The organism is Novosphingobium sp. EMRT-2 (assembly GCF_005145025.1).
Lineage (GTDB): Bacteria > Pseudomonadota > Alphaproteobacteria > Sphingomonadales > Sphingomonadaceae > Novosphingobium.
Genome location: NZ_CP039695.1, coordinates 1,131,384 through 1,152,366, shown reverse-complemented (window position 1 = coordinate 1,152,366; position 20,983 = coordinate 1,131,384). Strand labels below are relative to the sequence as shown.

The window sequence follows — 20,983 nt, the reverse complement described above, 5'->3', positions numbered from 1 at the left end:
TGCCGGAGGCGAAATCGGCCTTGATGGACGTGTCTGACTGGGGGCGCCGCCTGCGGCGAGCCATGGCGCAACTTGGCCGCCAGCGTGTGGCCGTGGCAGTGCTGTTGTTGGCGACGGCGCTGTTCGCAGCGTTGTTCAGTTGGCAGATTCCACTGCTGCGCGATGCGGAAAGCGCGCTCTACGATATCCGGGCGGCCAACTTCGCGCCGCGCGTCGATCCCGACAAGCGCATCGCCATGGTCGTCTATACCGCGGATACCAACCGCGCCACGGGGCAGATATCGCCGGTCGATCGCACCATTCTGGCCAAGGCGCTCGCCCAGATCGACCGTATCGGGGTGAAGGGCGTGGGCATCGACATCCTGTTCGATTCGCCGCAGGACGATGATCCGCTGCTCCAGTCGACGCTGAAAGGCATGAAGACGCCGGTCTTCCTGGCCTATGCCGACAACCGGACCAATCGCGACGCGATCACCTATGAGCAGGAGCAGGACCTGCGCCGCTTCATCGCGGCCGCGCAGACGGCGAACGTGAAGCCGGCCAGCATCCTGCTGGAAACCGACAACGATGGCGTCGCGCGGGCGTGGCCCATGCAGTATCCCGGCCTGCCGCCGCTGCTTTCGGTGGCGATGACGCAGCGTGTGGCGGGCGATGCCGATCCGCGCTTCGCGAACTACATGGGGCCGATCCGTTTCCGTTCGCCGACGGCGAGCGACCGCCCGGTGTTCGACAAGATCCCGATCGATCTGCTGGCCGATCCGGAAACCGCGCCGCTCGTCGCCGATGCCATCAAGGGACGCTATGTCCTGATCGGCGGCGATTTTTCGGACTTCGACCAGTTCGACACGCCCTTTACCCGCACCGGTAACCCGGTGACTGGCGAAACCCGCATGATCGGCGTGGAAGTCCATGCCAGCATGCTGGCGCAACTGCTCGACAAGGCTTTGCCGTTGCCGCCTCCCATGGCGATCAAGGTGCTGGCCGCGCTGCTGGCGGTGGGCCTGGGCGCGGCCACGGCGGCGGTGCGCACGCGCACCTGGCTGCTCGCGCTGGCGGTGGTGGCGCAATTCGGCCTGTTCCTGGCGCTCCCGTTCTTGATCGAGCGGGCGGGGATGGATACGCTGCGGATGCCCGCGATGGGCTGGCTGGTCGGCTGGCTTATCGCCTACACCGCGATCAGCGCGGCGCTGCGCGCCATCAACGCCGCGCAGCGCGAATTCGCGCAAGGGGCGCTTGGCAAGTACCTCCCGCGCTCGGTCGCTTCGGAAATCATGCGCAATCCCGAACGGCTTTCGCTGCACGGTGAAAAGCGCGAGATATTTTGCCTGTTCAGCGATCTCGAAGGGTTCACCAAGCTGACCCACGCGGTCGAACCCGAAGTGATCGCGCGGTTGCTCAACGACTATCTCGACCGGTTGAGCGCGGTGGTCCTGCAATACGGCGGCACGCTGGACAAGTTCGTCGGCGATGCCGTGGTGGCGTTCTGGGGCGCGCCGATCGCCTATCCCGACGATGGCGAACGCGCCGTCCGCGCGGCCTACGCGATGTATCTGGCCGGCGAGGAATTCCGCAGGAGCGTGCCCGAAGGCGTGCCCCGGATCGGCCGAACCCGCGTGGGGCTGCATTATGGCGAGGCGATCGTCGGCAACTTCGGCGGGGAAGGCCGCATCCAGTACACCGCGCTGGGCGATGCGATGAACACCGCCGCGCGGCTGGAAGGCGCCAACAAGCCGCTGGATACCACCGTGCTGGTCAGCCGCGCGGCGATGGAGCGGTCGGGGCTGGACTGGTTCCGCCCGATGGGAACGATCACCCTGCGCGGACGCGCCACGCCGGTCGACGTGTTCGAACCGCTGCCCGACATGCCCGCGGCGGACCGCGCGGCGGTGGCCGATCTGATCGCGGCGCATGACGCCGGAGACAGCGACCGTGTGCTTGGACTCACAGACAAGCTGCTGGAAATCGCGCATTCAGACGATGCAGTGCTCAATCTCCTCCAGAGATTGCAGCACACGCATAAGGGAGAAAGTTATGTCCTTGGCTGACACGAAGACGCGCAAGGCCGTCGTCGCGGGGCTGATGGCTGCAGGATGCCTCTTTTCGGGAGGCTCCGCCCTGGCCCAGGCGATCGTCGTGCGATCGACCGGGCCTTCCGCCGCCGAATACCCGCAAGGGCGCAAGCTGCCCGCCAACGCCAGCGTCACGCTGCGCGCGGGCGACCGGCTGACGGTGCTCGACAAGGCCGGCACGCGGGTGCTGTCCGGTCCCGGCTCCTTTGCGCTCAACGGCGCGATCAATCGCGACGAGACGGCGGGCACCGCGCTTGCCAGCCTGACCGTGCGGACCCCCGGTGCCCGCGTGCGGACCGGGGCGGTGCGCGGCGCGCCGCTGGCAACATCGACCGCGGAAGCGGATGCGCCCGACAGCGTGTGGTATGTCGATGTCAGCAAGGGCGGCATGTTCTGCGTCGCCGATCCGACCGCGCTGGTGCTGTGGCGCCCCAATCGCGCGAGCGAGGGCATGGGCAAACTGCTGTCGGCCGACGGCTCCATGGCCGATGTCGCCTGGAAGGCCGGCAGCGCGCTCAAGCTGTGGCCGATGGCATCGGTGCCGGTGGTCGACGGGCAGAGCTATACCTTCAGCAACCCGGTCGGCCCGACCGTCAAGATCCGGCTGAAATTGCTGTCGAGTGTCCCATCCGAGGACATGGCCGTGGCATCGGTGTTTGCGGATAACGGCTGCAACGCGCAGCTTGACGTGATCGCCAATTCCACCGCGCCGCAGGCAGCAGGCGGATGAAGGGGGCTGGTACAATGGGCAGGCTGAAAACAGGCAGGCTGAAGTCCGCGATCGCGGCCACTGTGCTGGCGTTGGGGCTTTCGGTGTCCGGCATGGCGCTGGCGCAGGTGGTCGTGGTGCGATCGACCGGTCCCTCCGCGGTCAGCTATCCGCCGGGCAAGCGGCTGCCCGCTGGGGCGACGGTAACCTTGCGCGCCGGCGACGTGGTGACCGTGCTGGATCGCGCAGGAACGCGCGTGCTGCGCGGTGCGGGCAGTTTCGCGATGAACACGCTGGCCAGCCGCGACGCCGGCTCCGCGGCGCTGCTGGCGCGCTCGCTCAGCAACCCGGTATCGGTGCGCGCCGGCGCGGTCCGGGGCGGATTGCCGGCGCAGGGTGGCGATGGCAGCCAGGCGGCGGAACCGATCCCGGTCAGCATCTGGCTGGCCGATATCGATCAGGGCGGGCGGGTGTGCCTGCCGCGTGGCAGCGACCTCTATCTGTGGCGCAAGGCGTCCGAAGCGCGGCGGTTCGTGTGGCTGGGGGAAAGCGCCGGCGGTGGCACCGTCCGGGTCGCTTTGCCGAGCCGGACGGCGGGGGTCGCCTGGCCGCGGGCGCAGGTGGAATTGCTTGACGGGCACAGTTACCGGGTTGCGGAAGAAGGCGATCCGAACAAGGGTGTGGACTTCGAAGTGGTGATGCTGGACCCGGAAGCGGTGCCGGCCGACGCCGCCTCGCTGGGAACGCTCCTGCTCGACAACGGGTGCAAGGCGCAGTTCGATTGGCTGGCCGCCAGTCTGGAGCAGCTTGACGGGGCGGCACAAGGATAGGCAGGGGATTGCTCCTGCATTGAAAACGACGGCATGGGCGGCATACGGCCGGATCACGCCACACTTTGACAACCGATAATCATAACAGGGTCGCGCCTGATGGAGTTACGGATCGGATGCCCGATTACGTCGCAGCGCGCCCGTTTGGGAGCGAGCCTGTTTCCACCGCTTTCCGCCGGCGCGCCGTCGGGGGCAGAGTCCTGTCGGCCGCGCTGGTAGCGGCGCTTCTGGTTCCTGCCGGGCAGGCGCTGGCCCAGTCGGCGCCGCCGCCCGCACCGGTAGGCGCGCAGCCTCCCACGCGCGAGGAAATCGAGCGCGGCGTAGCCGAAGGCACGCTGAACAAGAGCGGCCCGGTCGCGGTCGATACCTCGGCGGTGGAGCGCGCGCCGTGCCCGCTGTCCTCGCCCGATTTCGCCGGCATCCGCCTCAAGCTGTCGAGCGTGACGTTCGCGGGCATGGACAAGCTGCCGGGCGTGGACCTGTCCGACAGCTACCGCGAATATGTCGGCACCGACCAGCCGGTCTCGATCATCTGCGACATCCGCGATCGCGCCGCCACCAAGCTGCGCGGCGCCGGCTATCTGGCGGCGGTGCAGGTTCCGCCGCAGAAGATCACCGATGGCAACGTCAGGCTGGACGTGCTGCTGGCGCATCTTTCGCGCATCCAGATCAAGGGCGATGCGGGGGCGTCGGAAGGCGCGCTGCTGCGCTATCTCAACAAGCTGACCGCCGAACCGGTGTTCAACACCTATCAGGCCGAACGCTATCTGCTGCTGGCGAAGGACGTGCCGGGACTGGACGTGCGCCTGGCGCTGCGCCCGGTGGACGGCGCACCGGGCGAGGTCATCGGCGAAGTCTCGGTCCGGCGCACACCGGTCTATGCCGATTTCTCGGTCCAGAACTTCGGTTCGAAGGCGGTGGGCCGGTTCAACGGGTTGCTGCGCGCGCAGTTCAACGGCCTGACGGGGCTGGGCGATACCACCACGGTCAGCTTCTTCGCCACGCCCGAGTTCCGCGAACAGAAAGTGCTGCAGATCGGGCACGAGATGCGGCTGGGCGGCGAAGGCTTCTCGCTGCGCGGGGATTTCACCTATGCCTGGACCAATCCCACCACCGTGGGGGCCAGCCAGTTCCATTCGCGCACGCTCGTCGCCTCGCTGGAGGCACGCTATCCGTTCGTGCGGCGGCAGGCGTTCAACCTGTCGGCTTCGGGCGGGCTGGATCTGATCAACCAGCAGGTCGATTTCGGCGCGATCCGCTTCAACGAGGACCGGCTGCGAGTCGCCTTCGTGCGGCTCGACCTGAACGGGCTTTCGCGCAAGAGCCTGCTCGGCCGCGATGGCTTCACCCCCTATGAACCGCACTGGAACTGGGGGCTGTCGGTCGAGGCGCGGCACGGCCTGTCGATCCTTGACGCCACGAAGAGCTGCGCGGGCCTGTCGCTGGCGGCTTGCGGCGCGGTCACGCCCAGCCGGTTCAGTGGCGATCCCGAAGGTTCGTTGATCCGCGCTTCGGGCGAGTTCGATTATCGCCCGGTCCGCAATGTCACGATCGCCGTGGCGCCGCGCGCGCAATATGCGTTCGACAACCTGCTGTCCTACGAGCAGTTCTCCGGCGGCAACTACACCGTCGGGCGCGGATACGATCCGGGTGCGGCCATCGGCGACAGCGGCATCGGCGTGCGCACGGAACTGCGCATCGGATCGCAATTCCCCAAGGAACCCGGCAAGCCGGCGTTCCAGCCCTATGCGTTCTTCGACGCGGCGTGGATCTGGAACCGCGACAAGGTGGCCGGGGTGCCCGATCCTCAACGGCTGTTCTCGGCCGGCGCCGGCGTGCGCGCCACGCTGTTCGACGCGGTGCGGGTCGATGGCGTGGTGGCCGTGCCGCTGCGCGATACGGTGCTGCAGAAGGTCAAGGGTGATGTCCGCTTCCTGATCAATCTTTCGATCCAGCTCGCCCCGTGGCGGCTGTGAAGGGGGCGTTCCAGATGCGAACGGAAGGCAAGGCCATGGTTCAATCGGCACTCCACACGGAGCGCAACGCTCCGGCTTCCCGCAAGGCCGGCACGCGCCGGGTTCTTCAGAAGCTGCTCACCGGCGCATCGACCGGCGCGGCTGCGCTGATCATCAACGCCATTCCGCTGGCCGCACCGGCCTGGGCGCAAGCCGTCAATGGCGCACCCACGGTCGTATTCGGGGCCAACGCGCCGGTGCGCGCACCAGGCAGCGACACGATCACTGTGAACGCGCACGACGCGCTGGTGGACTGGACGGCGACCGACGCGGGCGGGGTGTTCCTGCCCACCGGGAACACGCTGACCTTCAACGCCGATACCAGCGTTTCCGGCGCCTATACCGTGCTCAACCGCGTGGCCTCGTCCGCGGCGGGGGCATCGCCGTTGCAGATCAACGGCACGGTCAATTCCGGCGATGCCGGCCGTATCTGGTTCTATAACCCGACGGGCTGGGTGGTCGGCTCCTCTGGTGCGTTCAACGTCGGCAGCCTGCTGCTGACGGCCAGCCCGGTGACGGTCAACGCCGGCAATCCCGATGGGCAGAAGTTCACCGGAGCGAACGGGGCGATCACGCTGGGGCAGGCGTCGAACGCCGGCGCTGCGATCACGGTGCAGAATGGCGCGCAGATCACCACGGTGGCACCGGGCAGCTATGTGGCGCTGGTCGCCCCGCGCGTGGTGCAGGGCGGCACGGTCAGCGCCAACGGCTCGGTCGCCTATGTTGGGGCCGAAGCCGCGACGCTGACGGTGAACAACGGCCTGTTCAACATCACGGTCGATACCGGCACCACCGATGCCAACGGTGTGGTCCATACCGGCACCACCACCGGCGCCGCCGCCACCCCCAGCGATCCCTACCACGGGATCTATCTGGTCACCGTGCCCAAGAACGACGTGACCACCATGCTGGTCTCGGGCTCGCTGGGCTATGCGCCCGCCGTTGCCGCCAACAGCGAAATCGACGGCGCGATCACGCTGTCCGCCGGTTACAACGTGTCGGGCGGGAACGTGAACTTCCCCGCAACGCCGGCGGCTGCGGGCGGGCGGATTTCCGTGTCCGGGCTGACCGCGTCCAACCAGGTTATCGCCACGGCGAGCGACCGCATCGATGTCGACGCGACGGCATCGTCCACGAACTTCCAGTCTGCCCAGACCGTCACGTTGCGCGCGCAGAACGCGGTCGGGCTTTCGGCCGCGGCAGGCCACCAAATCAGCACCGGCGGCACGCTGGAGATCGACGCTACCACCGGTCCTGTCGGCGGCGCGGCGACCATTACCGTCACGGGCGCGGGTCGCCTGGCGGTTGGTGGCGACCTTACCGTGGACGTTTCGGGCAAGGGGGGGATCGAATTCGATCCCCAGAATCCGCAGCAATTTCTGGCGGGCAGCACCGGCAAAGACGCCCGCGGCGGTTCGATCACCACCACGATCGCCAACGGCCAGCTTGCCGTGACCGGCCAGGCGATTTTCGCCGCCAACGCCTATGGCGGCGCGGGAGCGTTGAACTTCGGCCGTTCCGACGCCGGGACCATCAGTTTCACGCAGAGCGGTGTGAATTCCAGTGTGGAGATCGGTCCGGATGGCGATCGGCAGTGGCTGCGCTTGCAGGCGCTGGGCAGGCCTGACAGCCCTTACAGCTATTACATCTATACGCTTCCGGTCGCGGGCGCGGGTTCGAGCGCGGGGAATGTTTCGCTGAACGTGGCGGATGGCCTCTTCGCGGCCGGCGCCACGTTCCTTGAAGCCGGCTCCAGCACCGCGCTGGGAAGCGACAACGTCCTCTACGATGCCCGTACCGGAAGCGTTTCCGCCAGCTTCGCCAACGGCAACTTCAGCCTGGGCGGCCTCAGCCTGTCCAACGATGCCTCGGCCAGCAAATCCGCTGCCCTCGGCGATGTCTCGCTCGCGCTGGATGCGGCGCATCTGACATTTGATGATGCTTCGAACTATGGCCTGTCGCTGTACAGTTCCACATCGGCGACTGCGGAAGCCATCAACCCGCAGACCGGCCAGCCCATCGGCCCGAACACGCTGCGCCTCTCGCTGACCAACGGTTCCACGCTGGACACGCCGCAGGGTATCTCGTTCGAGACATACAGCACGGCCCCGTTCGCGGGCGCGTCGCGCACCGGTGACATCGTGGTGGACGTCAGCGGCGCGAGCACGATCGATTCGTCGTACTTTTCGGCCAGTGCCCGCGCGAGCGGGACGAGCAACGCCACCGATGCCGTTTCGGGCAATATCTCCATCACGGCCAGCGGTGGCAGCGCCATCGCTCTATCGAGCACGCTGAGCGCATCCTCCGAAGCAACCGGCTCGGAAGATTTGGACGGCGCCGGCAACGGCACCGCGGGCGACGTCACCTTGCGGATCGAGGATTCCTCGCTTTCGACGGATTCCCTCTCGCTCGCGTCGTCCGGCTATGCGGGGTACAACTATGGCGGAGGTGCGCGGTCGGGCCTGGGCACCGGTGGCCATGTGTCGCTCTCGCTCGATGGCTTCAACGCTTCGTTGACGGCGGCATCGGTCTCGCTCGACAGCCTCGGCACCGCCGTGCGCAATCTCGGTTTCGCGGCCTTGTCGGGCGGAACGGTCTCGGCATTCGCGGCTTCGCCTTCGTCTGCCAATCCGCACGGGGGCGAGGGTGTCGGCGGCACGACCGAATTCACGATCAACGATGGCACCGCCACGATCGACACGCTGAACATCTCGGCCAACGGCTTCGGCGGGCAGGGCAACAGTTATGGTTTCACCACCCCGGTCGACGGCGGGGCGGGCACCGGCGGCACCGCTTCGCTCACCGTCAATGGCGGCACGTCCAGCATTGCCAGCCTCACGATCGAGGCCAGCGGACGCGGTGGGGCGGGTTCGTACCAGGATTCGTCCTCTGACCTTGACGCGGGCAATGGCGGTGCGGGCATGGGCGGGAACGCCAGCCTGACGCTCAATGGCGGCTCGCTCGCCAGCAATGCGGTCGTGCTGCGGGCCGAAGGCAATACCGATTTCTACAACGGCTATTCCTATGAAAGCTACGGCCAGGGCGGCACGGTGGATACCGCGCCCGGCAAGGGCGGCACCGGCGGCACCGGCACGGGCGGCACGGCGTCGCTGTTGGTCAACGGCGGCGACCTGATCGACCTGCCGGACGATCCCGCCAGCCCGACGAACCTGGAAGTCACCCTTTCCGCCGCCGGCCAGGGCGGCCAGGGCGGGAACATCTATCAATACGGCAGCGGCGGTTCGTCCGCGAACGCCGATCTGTTCACCGGCGATGGCGGTGCGGCGCAGGGCGGCACGGTCCAGCTGACCATCACGTCTGGCCGGTTCGATGCCACGCGCACCCTGCTCGACAGTTCGGCGCGCGGGGGCGCTCCAGGTGCTTACTCGTCCTATTACTACGGTTCGGGCGGCTCGGGTGGCTCCAGCAGCATTCCCGGCGGGGGCGGCCGTGGCGGCGATGCGGTTGGCGGCACGGCGATTTTCACTATCGCAAGTGATTTCACCGGCACCACTGAAAGCGGCACGGCCCAGAGCATCGAGGTCAACGCAGATGGCTATGGCGAAAGCGGGGCAAGCGGGCTGATCGGGGGTGCCGGCGGCGCCGGCACGGGCGGCACGGCGCGCATCGAGATAACCGGCGGCACGGCCACGCTGCGCAATCCGCGCCTGTCCGCGACCGGATTCGGTGGCGATGCCGGCAACAGCGGCAAAGGGTACGACGGCGGCGCTGGCGGCGATGCGACCGGTGGCCGAGCCGAACTGGTGGTCAACGTCGATGATGCGTCGACCTCTGTTGGGAACCTAGTGGCCGATGTGCAGGCCTCGGCCGGCAACGGCGGCCGGGGCGGCAACGGTGATGCCACTGCCACGACCATCATCGCCGGCAAGGGCGGTGCGGGCGGCGCGGCCGCCGGCGGCACGATCTCGATCCAGACCGGCGGGCTTTCCAGCCTGACGCTAACGTCGGGCGAAGGCAGCTACGCGCTGTTGTCCAACGCTTATGGCGGTCAGGGTGGCAATGGCGGCAACAGTGCCGTTTTCAACGCGGATTCGGTCGGCGACGGTGGCGACGGCGGGGATGCGACAGGCGGTTCGCTGGAAATCAGCGCGTCCGCCGGCGGGCGTATAAACCTCAACGTCGCGGATTTCGAATCGTCCGGCTTTGGCGGCAGCGGCGGCGGCGCGCTGTTTATCGACAACAACTTCGGCCGTGGCGCGTCGATTGGCGGTGCTGGTGGTGACGCCACGGGCGGCACGATCTCGATCCAGGCATCCGGTGAGGGTTCGCTGATCCGTTCGGACCGCATCGTTCTGACGGCCGACGGCGAGGCTGGCGATGGTGGTTCGTCCCAAGGCAACGATCTGACCACGGGGGCGGGCGTCAGGGGCGCGAACGGCGGATTTGCGATGGGCGGCTCGATCCTGATCGGGGCCGCCGACAGCGGCACGATCGACTTCGCGGAGGAAACGCGCGCCACCTTCCAGGCCAACGCGATCTCCGGCATCGGCAGCGCCGGCACGTCCGGGATCAATGGGTCCGGCGGGGCCGGCGGCCGTGGTGGAAACGGTGGCGAAGCGTATGGCGGCTCGATCTCCATCAACGGGGATTCGGGCGGCACGCTGCACCTGGGATTGTATGGCCAGACCGATTTCATCGCGACCGGCTTCGGCTCCGGCGGTGGCAACGGCGGCAACGGAGCGGACAACAGCGCGGTCGGCGGCCGTGGCGGTAATGGCGGCGAGGGAGGAACCGGCTATGCCGGGGTCGGCGGCAATGTAGATATCACCATCGCCGGCACGACTCTCGATTTCGGAGATGTGAGCTTCGATCTGACAGGCACCACGCGGTGGCTGGGCTTCGGCGGGTTTGGCGGAGCGGGCGGACCGGGATCCAATCCTCCGGCACCGGCGCAGCCGATACCGCCGGGAGCCAGCGGCAATAACGCGGGTTCCAGCAACGTCGCGCCGGCGGGGGGGCATATCCACATTGCCGCCGGGCAAGACAGCCAAGGCAATTTCAGCACGTTCTCCGCCGGCAGCACGACGATCGATGTCACAAGCGCGCTTGTGCAGTACAACTCGACGTTTCAGTACAACTACAGCGCTGGCGGCGTTTCCATCGAAAACCATGGCGGCACCGAAGCTGGCACCATGACATTCGATTCGCTGACTGTGAACGCGGATGGCTTCGGGACAAACTATTACCCGCAAGTCTCGATCCTGACGGATGGGGGCAGGCTTGGCGTTGCGCAAGACCTGCAGATCATCGGCGCTGGTCCGGTCACCCTGCAAGCGTTGTCGGATGGCTTGGTGGACATCGGCGGCAGTCTGATCGTCAACGCTGGCTATGGTCTGGACATCACGGGCGGTGGTGGTGGCTACATCCACGCCAGCAGCGTCAGCCTCATCAACTTCTATGGTGTCACGTCGATCTACTCGGTTGATTGCGCGGATCAATCCTGCGCCGTGGTGCGGGCCGATAGCGATATCATGCACAACGGCTATGGCTTCTATCTGTCGGACACGGCCACGGTGCAGGCTGGGGGCAATATCGACATTTATGCCAATGGCTTTATCGATGGCGGCGCGCACAGCGGCTATTTCGGCGATGGCGAAATCCTGTTGCGTTCTATCGGCGCGATAACCCTGCGCAATGCCAGCGGGCGGACGGTTATCGCCAATGCCGGCACGCCCTTCGGCAATCCCAACCCGGCCGACGTGATCCTTGGTGAGGATGACGGCGGCGGCGTGATCGAAGCGTCCGATTTGGTCGACATCCGCGCCGGGCGGGACATCCGCATGCCGGCCGGCAACAGCGTGTCCGCCGGCTCGACCATCTACATGGGCAGCGGCGCGGATATCCGGATCGCCGAGAACAACAGCCTGCTGGCGAACACCGGCACGTCCGAGCAGAAGCGCCAGGCGGGCGGCACGCTTCGCGCGCCGCTCAGCGGCCTTTCGGGCATCACGCTTTCGGCGGGCACCAATTTCCCGCCGCCAACCGACCCGCCATCGGTTCCCGCCACGACGCTGTTCATCGGCGCCGGCACTTCCGTCGATGCCGGAAGCGGGGATATCCGTCTGGAAGGGCAGACGATCGATGCGCGCGGCGCGTCCTTCTTCGGTGGCAACTTCTCGGCCGACGTGCTTTCCCCGTCCGCGCCCGCCAGCGCGCCGGAACCGGGCGCTTGCGCAACCGGCTCGATCTGCCTGGGCAACGTCAACGTCGCCAATGCCATCGCGATCGGCCTGGGTGAAGGCGGCACGCCTCTCGGCTTCCTGGGCGAAGGTACGCTGAACGGCAGCACGCTCGATATACGCACCAGCGGTACTCTGGCGTTCGACGGCGGCTCCGCCGACATCGCCGACACGATAGACCTGCAGTCGACCGCGGGGGGCATCGTTCTCACCGGAGCCAACCTGACGGCCGGATCGCTGAACCTGTCCGGCGCAACCGATCTTTCGGGCAACGGCATCGTGCGGGCCACGGCGGGCGACATCGGGCTGGGCTTTGGTGGCGACATCACCGCTGGCAGCCTCATCGCCAGCGGCACGCTGACCGGGTACCATGCGGCACCGGGCACCCGCTTCGTGGCACCGGGCGCCTTCACCGTGCTCGATACGCTGTCGGTCGCGGGCGATGCGGCGATCACCGCCACCGGTCCGATCGCGATCGGTTCGGCCGAATTGGCGGGCGGAGACGTCGATCTGCTGTCCAGCGGCAGCGTGCAGCTTGGCGCGACGAGCGGGGTGCGCAACATCACGCTCAATGGCGCGGCTCTCGATCTCGGCACGATTTCCGGCACCGGCGCGGTCAATCTGACGGCCTCCGGCAGTCTTGTCGGAGACAGCATCAGCGCGGGCACCACGCTGGCGGGCACCGCCCACGATCTTGACGTGACCAGCCTTTCCGCCGGCGGCAACCTGACGCTGACGGTGGTGAATACGGCCAAGATCGGCAGCGCCACGTCCGGCGGTAACATCCTGATCGACCCGATCTCGCTGACCTTCGGCACGATGCAGGCGACCGGTTCGATCACCCTGGTCGGTGGCGACATCAGTGGCGGCATCCTCGATGCGGGCACGGCGCTGGACGTGACCGCGCAAGGGCTGATCTCGATCGGCCAGCGCGCGGTGGGGCAGACCATCACGTTCCGGTCGGCCGACCTCGATCTGGGGTCGCAGGCGACGCTCGGAACGGCGGCGCGCACCACCGCGATCACGCTGATCAACAATGGCCAGTCGGGCATGTCGCTGGGTGACGGGCTGACGGGCCAGACCGGCTATCGCCTGTCCAACGCGGAGTTCGGCAATATCCATTCCGGCGGCGATCTGACGATCAACGCCGGGCCATCGCTCCTGGTGGGCACGCTCACCGGCACCGCTGGCAGCACCGTTGCACCCAGCGGCGTCTCCGTGGATGGCCAGATCGGCGCGACCGGCACCTTGCGGCTGATCACGGCGGGCACGGCCTCGTTCGGCGGCGCCGTGACGATGAACGGCATGGCCGGCAATACGCTGGCGATCGACGCCAGCGGTGGCACGTTCATCGATGCCGCGACCGGTTCGATCCGCCTGCTCGAAGGGCAGGGCCGGGGCGGCACGTTGTCCGTCTCGGGTGCAAGCCTTGTCGCGGTAACGGGCGCGGCGCGCACGGCCATTGCCGATCTCACCGATCTCGGCGCGATCAGCAAGCGGCTGGGCGCCAACGATGGCGTCACCGCCGGCCGCACCGTGATCGAGGCGGGCGCGCTGGATGTTGGCGTGGGCCAGCGGTTCCTGGTCCAGAACACGGCGAACGGCACTGCCTATGACGACCGGCGCGGGCTGGTGGTCGATACGCTGACCATCCGCGCGGGCGGGACGCAGGCGCCCACGCAGATCGCGATCAACGGCATCGTCGGCGGGCAGACCGGCCTTGCCGCCATTCCGCGGATTTCCGTGAACGGCGCCTTCGCGACCGGCTCCACCGTGAACGGGTGCCTGCTGGCCAATCCGGGATCGTGCGACAGCACGCCGAAGCAGGTCGATGATGGCGACGTGCGCAACGTGATCGTCACCTATCTCGATCCGCCTCCGGGCACCAACACCGTGCCCACGGCCGACAGCTTCACGCAGAGCCCGCTGGTGCAGATCAACGAGATCACGCCTCCGGGCTTCGCGCCGCTGATCGATGAACCGGTGACCGGCACGGGCAACGATGACCTGCTGGGCGACGGCCAGTGCCGCGAAGACGGCGGAAACTGCGCGCGGCCCTGAGGGATCGCTCTGAACAGAGGTGCTTGACCGGATGGCGGGGGGCGGGGCAAGGGCATGGCCCATGCAAGTCCCCCCGCCATCCGCCCCGCTCACGCTGTTCAACAGCCTGACGCGCAGCCTTGAGCCATTCCAGCCGGTCCACCCCGGCGAGGCGCGGGTCTATTCGTGCGGGCCGACGGTCTATAACTACCCGCACATCGGCAACATGCGCGCCTATGTCTTCGCCGACGTGCTGGGACGGGTGCTGAGCCACAAAGGCTACCGGCTCACCCACGTCATCAACATCACCGATGTCGGTCACCTGACCGACGATGCGGATGCGGGCGAGGACAAGATGGAGAAGATGGCGCGCGCTAGCGCCCAATCCATCTGGGACATCGCGAAGCATTATACCGAAGCCTACTGGGCCGACATTCGCGCGCTCAACATCCGCCAGCCGGCGCACTGGTCGATCGCCACGGACTACGTCCCGCAGATGATCGAGTTCGCCGAAGGCATCGCGGACAGGCATTGCTACGAACTGCCGAGCGGCCTGTATTTCGACGTTTCGACTGTGGCGGACTATGGCCGGTTGGCCCGCGCCGCCACCGAAGAGGGCGAAGGCCGCATCGAACAGGTCGACGGCAAGCGCCACCAGGCCGATTTCGCCATCTGGCGCAAGACGCCGCCGGGCGAAAAGCGCCAGATGGAATGGGATTCGCCGTGGGGGCGTGGCGCGCCGGGCTGGCATCTCGAATGCTCGGTGATGTCGGGCAAGCTGCTGGGCTTCCCGTTCGACATCCACACCGGCGGCATCGATCACCGCGAAATCCACCACCCGAACGAGATCGCGCAGAATCAGGCGTTCTGCTGCACCAACGGGCTCGACGTTCCGGCCAATTCCGGCGCGAAGGTGTGGATGCACAACAACTTCCTGGTCGAACGGTCCGGCAAGATGTCGAAGTCGTCGGGCGAGTTCCTGCGGCTGCAACTGCTGATCGACCGGGGCTACCATCCGCTCGCCTACCGGATGCTGTGCCTGCAGGCGCACTATCGCAGCGAACTGGAGTTCTCGTGGGAGGGGCTGGCGGCTGCGCTCACCCGGCTCAAGCGGCTGCTGATGGCGGTGGGGCAACTGAAGGAGCGCGCGCCCGGTGGTCCGGCCGCGGCGCCGGGGCCGAAGTTCGCGCCGTTGCTCGAACGCTTCGATGCCGCGGTGTCCGATGATCTCAACACGCCGATCGCGCTGACCGTGCTGGATGAACTGATCGCGCTGAAGAAGGTCGATCCGGCGGAAAAGCTGGCTGCGATCGCCGCGATGGACGCGGTACTCGGGCTGGACCTGCTCACGCTCGACCGCGCCGCCCTGCGCCTGCGGCCGAAGGACGCGGAGATTGCCGAGGCCGAGATCGAGGCCGTGCTTGCCGCGCGCAAGGCCGCCCGCGCCGACAAGGACTTCGCGAAGTCCGACGCGCTGCGCGACGAACTGGCGGCGCGGGGCGTGGAGGTGATGGACGGCGATCCGCTGGGCTGGGAGTGGAAGCTCGGCTGATGCGGTTGTGGCGGCTGACCCGTTCCGCGCATGTCGCGCTGGATGGGGCGGGCACGCTGCGCCATGGCGGCCGCTATTCCCCGCCGGGCGTTCCGGTGGTGAACTTCGCGTCCGAAGCGGGCCTCGCCGTGCTGGTCGGCCTGCGTTACTTGCCCGATGGACCCGCCAGCGCGGCGGAGGACTACGTGCTGGGCTGGACCGATGTCGCTGCCACGCCCGAACGCGTGCCCGACGACGCTGATGAGGAGCAGGCGCGCGCATTCGTCACGGCCTGGCTGGCCGATCGCCGCTCGCTCCTCGCCGCGATCCGTTCGCGCGTGCTGCCCGAAGCGGACGTGGTCATGCTCAACCCGCTGCATCCTGCGGCGCATCGGGTATCGCCGCTGACAACGCGGCCCTTCAGCTTCACGCAGTGCCTTCACGTGCCGCCGATGCGTGAACGTTATCGCGGTGCGTTGTGACGCATCTTATCGTTTGGGAACGATGACGAGCTTGTAGGGGATGTAGAGCAATACTTCCGAAAGGCCGGCGCGCGCCCATTCCACCGGTCGGTTGAGCCCTTCGACCTCGACGGCGTAGTCGGGTCCGAAACGCGCGGACAGGGTTCGGGCGTCCGCGGCGATCGCATCGGCGATAGCGCCCCGATACTGGTCCGGGGCGACGACAGAAAGAGTCAGGTCGCCGTTCGCTTCCATCAGCGCCCGTCCGACAGGCTTCACGGCCTTGATGAACGCGTTGATGCGCGCTTGAGCGCTCGCCGCATCGGTGCCAGCGGCCAGTGGCGATTTCACCAGGAACTTGAGCCGCTGGCTGTCTGGGCGGCTGTCGCGTTCGAGTGAAAGGTCCCGATAGTTCTTCAACGTGACCGCCTGCACTACCCGCTCTCCAAAAGCGAGTTGAACGCCGGCCTTGGACGCCCCCGTGATGGCGTTGGCAAGCATGGCGTAAATTTCGTCCGCGCGCTGGCCGGCATCGCGCGTATCGCCGGCGATGGTGACTTCCTGAATGGCGAAGTCGGCTGTCCGGCGCAGCCCGACGGCAGGCATGTCCGCCGAGTAATCGTCCGCGTCCCGGCGCATGGCGGAGACGATCACTTCGGCCGCTCCTTCGTCCTGCGCGTATGCGACCGCCGGAACGAGCACCGCTGCCAACGCGACCAACCCTGTAATCAGTTTCATTGACGAACTCTCCGCGTTACGCTCTCGTCAGACAACACCGGGGAGAGAACCGCGTCAATGACCGTGCTCGTGATGAACGCCCTCGCGGCGCCGCTTGTGGAAGGGCATCTGCCCGCCGGCATCGAGCCGCGCTATTTCCGCCACACGGACGAACTGATGGACCTGGCGCCCGAGGCGGAGATCGGCTGGTTCGATCTCCACGACAAGGGCGACATGGCCGAGGCGATCCGGCGCGCGGGCAAGCTGCGCTGGCTCAATTCGATCTATGCCGGCGTCGATGGTTTCCCGCTTGACGTCATGGCGCAACGCGGCGTGACGTTCACTAACGGGGCCGGGATCAACGCGATCACCATCGCCGAATACGTGGTCATGGGAATGCTTTCGATCGCCAAGGGCTATCGCGAGGTGGTGCGCGCGCAGGACCGGCACGAGTGGCTGATGGATTCGCCGGGCAAGATGGAACTGGCCGGCAGCCGCGCGCTGCTGCTGGGCTATGGCGCGATCGGGCAGAAGGTGGCGCACCTGCTGCGCGCTTTCGATGTGGAGGTAACGGTGGTGCGGCGCACGCCGGGCGAAGGCGTGCTGACTCCCGATGCCTGGCGCGCGCGGCTGGGCGAATTCGACTGGGTGATCCTGGCCGTTCCCGCCACCGGGGAAACCGACGGCATGATCGGCGCGGCCGAGCTGGCGACGATGAAGCCGAGCGCAACGCTGGTCAACGTGGCGCGCGGGTCGGTGGTCGATCAGCCCGCGCTGGTTGACGCGCTCGCCGAAAAGCGCATTGGCGCGGCGTTCCTCGACGTGACCACGCCCGAGCCGCTGCCACAGGACCATCCGCTGTGGTCGCTGCCCAACGCGCATGTCACCATGCACCTTTCGGGCCGCGCGCAGGACCGGATGTTCCAGCGTTCGGTGCAGCGCTTCCTGGCCAACATGCCGCGCTTCCTCGCCGGCGAGCCGCTGACGCATGTGGTCGATCTGGCGCTGGGCTATTAAGGCGGTTTTTCCGCGCCTTGCCGCGTGACTTCGCGCCAGCCATTTGTTACCCCTGCTGCCAAGGGACAGGCGCGGAAGCCAGAACGACAACGCCAGCCTGTCCGGGGTCGTATCCGAGTTGGGGAAAGGTCCGCGTCTGGCTGCGCGTGCCTGCTGGGAGCGACCGTTGCATGGCCGAAGGAACTGGCAAGAAAGCGTCCGATCTTTTCGTCGAATGCCTTGAAGAAGAAGGCTGCGAGTACATTTTCGGCGTGCCGGGCGAGGAGAATCTCGACCTGCTCGATTCGCTGTCCCGCTCCGACAAGATCCGGCTGATCCTGACCCGGCACGAACAGGGCGCGGGCTTCATGGCGGCCACCTATGGCCGTCACACCGGCAAGACCGGCGTGTGCATTGCCACGCTGGGGCCGGGCGCCACCAATTTCGTGACGGCCGCCGCCTATGCCACGCTGGGCGGCATGCCCATCCTGATGATTACCGGCCAGAAGCCGATCAAGAAATCCAAGCAGGGCCGCTTCCAGATTCTCGACGTGGTGTCGATGATGCAGCCGATCACCAAGTTCACGCACCAGATGGCGTCTTCCGACAACATCCCCAGCCGCATTCGCGAGGCCTACCGGCTGGCCGAGGAGGAAAAGCCCGGCGCCACGCACATTGAATTGCCCGAGGACATTGCCGACGAACACACCGATTCACGGCCGCTGAAGCGCAGCCTGGTCCGCCGGCCCAACGCGGATGCCAAGTCGGTGCGGCAGGCGGTGCAGGCGCTGGAGGCGGCGAAATCGCCCGTGCTGGTGATCGGTGCCGGCGCCAACCGCACGATGACCAGCCGGATGTTGCTGCAATTCATCGAAAAGACGGGCATCCCGTTCCTGACCACCCAACTCGGCAAGGGTGTGATCGATGAACGCCACTCCCGGTTTCTGGGATGCGCGGCGCTTTCCGCCGGGGACTTCGTCCACCGCGCGATCGAAGCATCGGACTGCATCGTCAATCTGGGGCACGACGTGATCGAGAAGCCGCCGTTCTTCATGAAGAACGAAGGCGGGCCGACCGTGATCCACGTCTCCACCAAGACGGCCGAAGTCGATCCTGTCTACTTCCCGCATATCGAAGTGATCGGCGATATCGCCAACGCGGTCTGGCAGATGAAGGAGGACATCGTGCCTTCCGGCAGCTGGACGTTCGATCACATGCTGGCTTTCCGCAAGGCGGAAGTCGATCATACCGACAAGCTCGCGGGGGACGCCCGGTTCCCGATCTTCCCGCCGCATCTGGTGCAGCAGGTGCGCGCCACGATGCCGGATGACGGGATCATCTGCCTCGACAACGGCGTGTACAAGATCTGGTTCGCCCGCGGCTATACCGCGTGCCGGCCGAACACGGTGCTGCTTGATAACGCGCTGGCCACGATGGGCGCGGGGCTGCCATCGGCCATGATGAGCGCGATGCTCTATCCCGATCGCAAGGTCATGGCGATCTGTGGCGATGGCGGGTTCATGATGAACAGCCAGGAGATGGAAACGGCCGTTCGCCTTGGCCTCAACCTGACCGTGCTGATCCTCAACGACAGCGCTTATGGCATGATCCGCTGGAAGCAGGCGAACATGGGTTTCAAGGACTTCGGGCTGACCTACAACAACCCGGATTTCGTGAAGTATGCCGAAAGCTACGGCGCCAGCGGGCATCGCGTGCAAAGCGCGGCGCACCTTGTCGAACTGCTGGCGCATTGCCGCGATACACCGGGGGTGCACCTGATCGACTGCCCGGTCGATTATTCGGAAAACGACCAGATCCTGAACAAGGACATCAAGGAACTGTCGAAGGCGCTTTAGGCGCAACCTGTTCCCCTCCCGCTCGCGGGAGGGGCTAGGGGTGGGCTACTCCCGCTCCTGGGAAGGCCCACCCCCGGCCCCTCCCGCCAGCGGGAGGGGGGAGAGTTTTGGACATGGTGCAGTTGAAGGACGTCTATCCGCTCTACCTCAACAACAAGGCGGTGCAGCCCAATGCCGACCTGGAGGTGACCGACAAGTTCACCGGCGAGGTCGCGTTCCGCACCGCGCTGGCCACGCCCGACGTGATCGATGAGGCGATCGCCGGGGCGGTGCGCGCGGCCGAGCCGCTGACGAAGCTGGCGAGTTTCGAGCGGCGCGACGTGCTGGACCACTGTGTCGGCCGCTTCCGCGAACGGTTCGACGAACTGTCCTATGCCCTGTGCGTCGAAGCGGGCAAGCCGATCGCCGACGCCGAAGGCGAAGTCGGTCGCCTGATCGACACCTTCCGCATCGCGGCGGAAGAGGCCACGCGCAACTATGGCGAGATTCAGCCGCTCGATATCTCGCCGCGCAGCAAGGGCTACATGGGCATGTGGAAGCGCGTGCCGATCGGGCCGTGCAGCTTCATCAGTCCCTTCAACTTCCCGCTGAACCTGGCCGCGCACAAGATCGCGCCGGCGATCGCGGTCGGCTGCCCGTTCGTGATGAAGCCCGCGTCGATGACTCCGCTGGGCGCGATCATCATCGGCGAAGTGCTGGCCGAATGCGACGTGCTGCCCGAAGGCGCGTTCTCGATCCTGCCGGCCAGCCGCGCCGGATCGGACCTGTTCACCACGGACGAGCGGCTGAAGCTGCTGTCGTTCACCGGCTCACCCGGCGTGGGCTGGGACCTGAAGGCGCGCGCGGGCAAGAAGAAGGTCGTGCTCGAACTGGGCGGCAACGCGGCCGTGGTGGTTGACAAGGACGCCGATCTCGATCACGCGCTCGCCCGCATCATCTTCGGCGGCTACTACCAGTCGGGGCAAAGCTGCATCCACGTGCAGCGCGTGATCATTCATGCCGACATCTACGACACCTTCCGCGACATGCTGGCGGCGAAAGTGAAGACGCTCGTCGCCGGCGATCCAAAGCTGCGCGAGACGTTCATCGGCCCGATGATCTCGGCCAAGGAGGCGCAGCGGCTCAAGGGCTGGATCGACAGTGCCGTGGCCGGCGGCGCCACGCTGCTGGCGGGCGGCGGGTGCGAGGGCAACATGCTTGAGGCGACGCTGCTGGAAGGCGCGCGGCGCGACAGCGACGTCTATCGCGAGGAAGCTTTCGGTCCGGTGGTGATCCTGTCGAAATTCACCGACTGGGATGCGGCGCTCGATGAAGTCAACGACAGCAAGTTCGGGCTTCAGGCGGGCCTGTTCACCAGCGATCTGCACAAGGTGCTGGAAGCGTGGGACAGGCTTGAAGTGGGCGGTATCGTCGTCAACGATGTATCCAGCTATCGCGTCGACAACATGCCCTATGGCGGTGTGCGGGATTCGGGGCTCGGTCGGGAGGGCATCCGTTTTGCAATGGAAGACATGACCGAAATTCGTAACATGGTTATTCGGCGGGTGTAGTTCATCTTT

11 protein-coding genes are annotated in these 20,983 nt (G+C 66.7%); 10 read left to right on the top strand and 1 reads right to left on the bottom strand.

What is annotated here, in order from left to right; all coding sequences use genetic code 11:
- Positions 1 to 23 precede the first annotated feature (23 nt).
- The 7 genes from FA702_RS05605 (at position 24) to FA702_RS05575 (ending at position 15,876) form a co-directional block, all read left to right on the top strand.
- Positions 24 to 2,045 carry an adenylate/guanylate cyclase domain-containing protein gene (locus FA702_RS05605; protein WP_136957279.1) on the top strand — a complete coding sequence of 674 codons (2,022 nt, stop codon included), beginning with the start codon at positions 24 to 26 and terminating at the stop codon, positions 2,043 to 2,045.
- Entirely contained in the window at positions 2,038 to 2,799 is a 762-nt protein-coding gene (locus tag FA702_RS05600; protein WP_136955351.1) for a hypothetical protein, read from the top strand. The genes FA702_RS05605 and FA702_RS05600 overlap by 8 nt, the downstream gene beginning before the upstream one ends.
- Before the next feature lie 14 nt (positions 2,800 to 2,813).
- On the top strand, positions 2,814 to 3,608 hold the full coding sequence (locus FA702_RS05595) for a hypothetical protein (RefSeq protein ID WP_136955350.1): 795 nt from the start codon (positions 2,814 to 2,816) through the stop codon (positions 3,606 to 3,608).
- A 116-nt stretch (positions 3,609 to 3,724) separates the two neighbouring features.
- On the top strand, positions 3,725 to 5,584 hold the full coding sequence (locus FA702_RS05590) for a ShlB/FhaC/HecB family hemolysin secretion/activation protein (RefSeq protein ID WP_136955349.1): 1,860 nt from the start codon (positions 3,725 to 3,727) through the stop codon (positions 5,582 to 5,584).
- 35 nt (positions 5,585 to 5,619) lie between these two features.
- Positions 5,620 to 13,884 (top strand): hypothetical protein, encoded by an 8,265-nt coding sequence (locus FA702_RS05585; RefSeq protein WP_136955348.1) that lies wholly within the window; start codon positions 5,620 to 5,622, stop codon positions 13,882 to 13,884.
- 61 nt (positions 13,885 to 13,945) lie between these two features.
- Positions 13,946 to 15,415: a cysteine--tRNA ligase gene (cysS, locus tag FA702_RS05580; protein WP_136955347.1), complete on the top strand. Its 1,470-nt coding sequence runs from the start codon at positions 13,946 to 13,948 to the stop codon at positions 15,413 to 15,415.
- Positions 15,415 to 15,876, top strand: coding sequence for an RES family NAD+ phosphorylase (locus tag FA702_RS05575; RefSeq protein ID WP_136955346.1), 462 nt, complete (start codon positions 15,415 to 15,417; stop codon positions 15,874 to 15,876). Before cysS ends, FA702_RS05575 begins: the two co-directional genes overlap by 1 nt.
- A 6-nt stretch (positions 15,877 to 15,882) precedes the next feature.
- On the opposite strand, the gene FA702_RS05570 is transcribed toward FA702_RS05575, so the two are convergent.
- Positions 15,883 to 16,593, bottom strand: coding sequence for a TonB-dependent receptor (locus FA702_RS05570; RefSeq protein ID WP_210417591.1), 711 nt, complete (start codon positions 16,591 to 16,593; stop codon positions 15,883 to 15,885).
- Positions 16,594 to 16,650: 57 nt separating this feature from the next.
- Here FA702_RS05570 and FA702_RS05565 point away from each other — a divergent pair, with 57 nt between their 5' ends.
- The 3 genes from FA702_RS05565 (at position 16,651) to FA702_RS05555 (ending at position 20,974) form a co-directional block, all read left to right on the top strand.
- Positions 16,651 to 17,589, top strand: coding sequence for a D-2-hydroxyacid dehydrogenase (locus tag FA702_RS05565; RefSeq protein ID WP_136955345.1), 939 nt, complete (start codon positions 16,651 to 16,653; stop codon positions 17,587 to 17,589).
- 170 nt (positions 17,590 to 17,759) lie between these two features.
- On the top strand, positions 17,760 to 19,424 hold the full coding sequence (locus FA702_RS05560) for an acetolactate synthase large subunit (protein ID WP_136955344.1): 1,665 nt from the start codon (positions 17,760 to 17,762) through the stop codon (positions 19,422 to 19,424).
- 113 nt (positions 19,425 to 19,537) lie between these two features.
- Positions 19,538 to 20,974: an aldehyde dehydrogenase family protein gene (locus FA702_RS05555; protein ID WP_210417590.1), complete on the top strand. Its 1,437-nt coding sequence runs from the start codon at positions 19,538 to 19,540 to the stop codon at positions 20,972 to 20,974.
- Positions 20,975 to 20,983 lie beyond the last annotated feature (9 nt).

What these genes read in the sequence shown, in the direction of transcription:
- FA702_RS05605 (WP_136957279.1), top strand. Translation starts at nt 24, where the DNA reads ATGGACGTGTCTGACTGGGGGCGCCGCCTGCGGCGAGCCATGGCGCAA.
- FA702_RS05595 (WP_136955350.1), top strand. Translation starts at nt 2,814, where the DNA reads ATGGGCAGGCTGAAAACAGGCAGGCTGAAGTCCGCGATCGCGGCCACT.
- FA702_RS05590 (WP_136955349.1), top strand. Translation starts at nt 3,725, where the DNA reads ATGCCCGATTACGTCGCAGCGCGCCCGTTTGGGAGCGAGCCTGTTTCC.
- FA702_RS05585 (WP_136955348.1), top strand. Translation starts at nt 5,620, where the DNA reads ATGGTTCAATCGGCACTCCACACGGAGCGCAACGCTCCGGCTTCCCGC.
- cysS (WP_136955347.1), top strand. Translation starts at nt 13,946, where the DNA reads ATGCAAGTCCCCCCGCCATCCGCCCCGCTCACGCTGTTCAACAGCCTG.
- FA702_RS05575 (WP_136955346.1), top strand. Translation starts at nt 15,415, where the DNA reads ATGCGGTTGTGGCGGCTGACCCGTTCCGCGCATGTCGCGCTGGATGGG.
- FA702_RS05570 (WP_210417591.1), bottom strand. Translation starts at nt 16,593, where the DNA reads ATGAAACTGATTACAGGGTTGGTCGCGTTGGCAGCGGTGCTCGTTCCG.
- FA702_RS05565 (WP_136955345.1), top strand. Translation starts at nt 16,651, where the DNA reads ATGACCGTGCTCGTGATGAACGCCCTCGCGGCGCCGCTTGTGGAAGGG.
- FA702_RS05560 (WP_136955344.1), top strand. Translation starts at nt 17,760, where the DNA reads ATGGCCGAAGGAACTGGCAAGAAAGCGTCCGATCTTTTCGTCGAATGC.
- FA702_RS05555 (WP_210417590.1), top strand. Translation starts at nt 19,538, where the DNA reads ATGGTGCAGTTGAAGGACGTCTATCCGCTCTACCTCAACAACAAGGCG.